Source organism: Rhodoferax sp. (genome assembly GCF_030653815.1).
Taxonomy (GTDB): domain Bacteria; phylum Pseudomonadota; class Gammaproteobacteria; order Burkholderiales; family Burkholderiaceae_C; genus Rhodoferax.
The window spans coordinates 1-2,037 of the sequence record NZ_JAURYQ010000007.1 but is presented as its reverse complement, the minus strand read 5'-3'; the positions used below and the strand labels follow the sequence as shown (position 1 = coordinate 2,037).

Genomic DNA, 2,037 nt, shown 5'->3' with positions numbered 1-2,037 from the left:
TTGATGGTTCGTTCGGTGAATTGCGCGAAAGCCGAGGTGGCTATCAGCAAGGCGGCACCGGCGATGGCCGAAGCGATGGTTCTGCGTTTAAACATGGTTGTCTCCTTTTATATGAACGACAGGGGTTGGGGAAAAAGTTGTCATTGCATCCACCATTGCAGTGGCACAGTGACGATCTGGGGAAAAAGAACGAGCAGGAACAGCACGCCCAGCTGGGCCAGCAGGAACGGCAGCACACCCTTGAAGGCATCGTCCATGCTGATTCTGGCGACACCGCACACGACGTTGAGCACGGTGCCCACGGGCGGTGTGATCAGGCCGATGGCGTTGTTCATGATGAACATGATGCCGAAATACACCGGGTCGATGCCGGCCTTGAGCACCACGGGCATCAGCACCGGCGTGAGGATCAGCACGGTGGGGGTGAAGTCAAGCGCCGTGCCGACCACCACGATCAGCACCATCATGATGAGCATCAGCAGCATCTTGTTGTCCATGAAGGGCGACAGCATGTTGGCCACTTCGGTCGGTATGTTGGCCACCGTGATGAGCCAGGCGCTGACCATGGCAGCGGCCACCAGAAACATCACCACCGCGGTGGTCTTGCCGGCCGTCAGGATCAAGCCGTACAGCCTGGACCATTTCAGCTCGCGGTAAATGAACATGCCGACGCAGAAACTGTAGACCGCCGCCACCACGGCCGCCTCGGTGGGTGTGAAGACACCAAACTTCATGCCGCCGATGATGATCACGGGCAGGGCCAGCGCCAGGCCGCCTTCGGCAGTGATTCTGAGGCGCTGCGGCATGGTCATTTTGGGTGCGGGCAGCACGTTTTCCTTTTTCGCCAACCACCACCAGGTCAGGCCCACGGCCAGCCCCATCAGCAGGCCCGGCACAATGCCGGCCAAAAAGAGCTTGGTGATCGAGACGTTGCCCGCCACCCCGAAAATGATCAGGCCGATGGATGGCGGAATCACCGGGGCAATGATGCCCCCCGAGGAGATCAGGCCGGCGGCGCGGCTGATGTCGTAGCCGGCCGCCCGCATCATGGGAATGAGCAGGGCCGCCAGGGCCGCGGTGTCGGCCACGGCCGAGCCTGAGAGCGAGGCCATGACCACGGCGGCCAGCACCGTGACGTAGCCCAGCCCGCCGCGCAGGTGGCCCACCCAGGCCATGGCCAGGTTGACGATGCGCCGGCTTAAACCCCCGGCATTCATGAATTCGCCGGCGAGCATGAAGAAGGGCACGGCCAGCAGCGGGAAGTTGTCTGCGCCGTCGACAAAGCGCTGCGCCAGGATCTGGCTGTCAAAAGTGACCAGGCCGCTGGTGGCCGACAGGAACGCCATCAGGCTCAGGCCACACACCAGCAGGGCATAGGCGATGGGCATGCCAATGGCCATGGCGGCCAGCAGGCTGAAAATGAACACGGCGACGGTCATGCCTTGACTTCCTTGAGTTGTTGTTCGACTTCGGCCATGCCTTCGGTTTCAATGACCTGGATCAGTTCGTCCTCGCGCAACTGGCCGCTGAGCAGGCGGTACAGCACGTTGAGGTTCATGATGCCCATGACGCCTCCCACGACGTAGCCCACGCCATAGACCCAGATCATCGAGAGTCCGACCACCGGCGAGACGTTGGTGACCTGCAGTTCATGCATCTTCCAGGTGCCAATAAAGAACAGCAGGTTGCATCCGAGCATGAGTGACTCGCTCAGGAACAGGCACAGTTTCTTGCCGCCCAGGCCCAGGTGCTTGACCAGCGTGTCCACGCCCAGATGCCCTTTTTCGCGCATCGCGACCATGGCCCCGATGTAGGTGAGCCAGACAAAGCAGTAGCGCGACATTTCGTCAGAGACGTCGATCCCTGAGTTGAAGCCGTAGCGCAGCACCACGTTGCCGAACACCATGATCACCATGGCAACCATGCACACCACGATCAGCAGTTCGAGCAATTTGAAGAAAAAATGAGTACTCTTTTGCAATGCAGGCTCCACAATAATTAATTCGTCACGCTCGCCTTGAGCAGGGAGGCGGGCAT

General features: G+C 60.3%; 2 protein-coding genes. Both read right to left on the bottom strand.

Annotation, left to right across the window (positions count from 1 at the left end; all coding sequences use genetic code 11):
• Window positions 1-140: 140 nt before the first annotated feature.
• Window positions 141-1,439: a TRAP transporter large permease subunit gene (locus Q7U49_RS02500; RefSeq protein ID WP_304762178.1), complete on the bottom strand. Its 1,299-nt coding sequence runs from the start codon at window positions 1,437-1,439 to the stop codon at window positions 141-143.
• Window positions 1,436-1,981 (bottom strand): TRAP transporter small permease, encoded by a 546-nt coding sequence (locus tag Q7U49_RS02495; RefSeq protein WP_304762177.1) that lies wholly within the window; start codon window positions 1,979-1,981, stop codon window positions 1,436-1,438. Before Q7U49_RS02495 ends, Q7U49_RS02500 begins: the two co-directional genes overlap by 4 nt.
• Between the last annotated feature and the right edge of the window lie 56 nt (window positions 1,982-2,037).

What these genes read in the sequence shown, in the direction of transcription:
- Q7U49_RS02500 (WP_304762178.1), bottom strand. Translation starts at nt 1,439, where the DNA reads ATGACCGTCGCCGTGTTCATTTTCAGCCTGCTGGCCGCCATGGCCATT.